This is a genomic window from Eubacterium ramulus (genome assembly GCF_003122485.1).
GTDB classification, from domain to species: Bacteria; Bacillota; Clostridia; order Lachnospirales; family Lachnospiraceae; genus Eubacterium_I; species Eubacterium_I ramulus_A.
The window spans coordinates 1-1582 of sequence record NZ_JRFU01000210.1 but is presented as its reverse complement, the minus strand read 5'-3'; the positions used below and the strand labels follow the sequence as shown (position 1 = coordinate 1582).

The following is a 1582-nucleotide window of genomic DNA, read 5'->3' as shown; positions in this document are numbered from 1 at the left end:
CTACTGTTACATCCGGGTTGTATTTGTATAACAGAGACTGGAACTGCTCGTCTGAGATGAAGCAGCTTTCATCTGCATATAATGTTTTGAAGTGTGCTGCGTTGTCCGGTGTGATCAGGTATGTGGATAAATAATCAAGTACTGGTGGTTTTCCGTCTGCATCCAGAATCTGATGTCCATCTAAGTAGTTTACTAATAAGCATAAGGAAATTGCTCCGTTTACGTGGTTACCACCGTTCATTGCCTGGATAACTCCCTGCTCGATGTAATCGATCAGATCCGGTGCTACGTCTGTTCCGTAAAGGTCGAACTTATAAGAAGAATCTCCTGCTTTGATTGCTGCAACTGCTGATAAGTAGTCACCGCCTGAGCAGTATACTGCGTCTACATCCGGGTTTGCCATTACAAGGTCATTTGCTTTTGTTGTGGACTCGGATGGATCAGAACAGTGCATGGTCTGTAATACTTTTCCGCCTTTTGACTCAAATTCTTCTGTAAAACCTGCGATACGCTGATCATGGGAATAATCACCGATTGCTGCTCCAAGAACAACTGCTGTCTTATCTCCTGCCTCAATTGCCTGATCTGCAAGTGTTTTTCCCATCTCATACGGGCTTGCTGCGATTCCGCCGATAAATAACGGATCTGCTTTGATGCTGTCCCATACTTCCTGATCGGACGGGAAGTTTGTATCCAATGCATATGGTACTTTCTGTGCATCACATAATTCCTGTACGGAACCGAATACTGCGTCTACTACTGAGAACATCAGTACTGCGTCCGGTTTGGATGCTAACTGGCTCTGTAAGTCTGTTACGATCTTGTCTGCCGTAAACTGGTTATCTGCTACATCCACTTTTGCCCCTGCAACTGCTGCTGCTTTCTCATCTGCATGTACGATGATGTCAAGCGGATATGCACCTGTTCCCCAGATGTTTGCTGCGATGGTGTATCCATCACTGCTGCCCTCTGATTTTGCTGAGCTGTTTGACTCTGATTTTGCTGAGCTGTCACCGCCTGCTGCTCCGTTGTTATCGGATGATGCATTTCCACATCCGGCAACCATAGCTGCCACCATTGCCCCAACAAGTAATAAACTAATTGCCTTCTTCTTCATGTTTACTTTCCCTTTCTTTCTCTTTAATGATTTTTCCTTGTCCTTTAATTCATGTTGTTCATAAATATCCTGATGCCTATATATTATGCAAATCCCGTGCCAATTTTGGTTTCGCCGCAAACGCCCGTTTTTCGGCATTTTGCACCATGTGTTTCACTGTTTTCGCCTTCGTTCATGCAACAACGTTGCGTTGCAGCAACGCAATTATTGTCTTTTACAGCAGTTTACATTGTGCAACAGTACTCACATCCTGTTTCATATGTGCAATATGTACAATCTGTCAAAACAACAAAAGACCGGCACATGCGGTCTGCATGTGCCGATCCTTTTTGTTGTCTTAACACGTTAGAGAAGAATCTAAAGTAATCGTTAGCTCAGTTTTTTAATCTCTGATCTTTGACTTCCATTATTCCGGAAGATTGTAGATGGTATCTGCATATGTTTTCAGGAACTCATCATATGTAT

1 protein-coding gene is annotated in these 1582 nt (G+C 43.4%); it reads right to left on the bottom strand.

The window, feature by feature from the left end; all coding sequences use genetic code 11:
- Nucleotides 1–1117, bottom strand: a 1117-nt coding sequence (locus tag LG34_RS15510) for a sugar ABC transporter substrate-binding protein (RefSeq protein WP_181369400.1), incomplete at its 3' end; no start/stop codon positions are given.
- Nucleotides 1118–1582 lie beyond the last annotated feature (465 nt).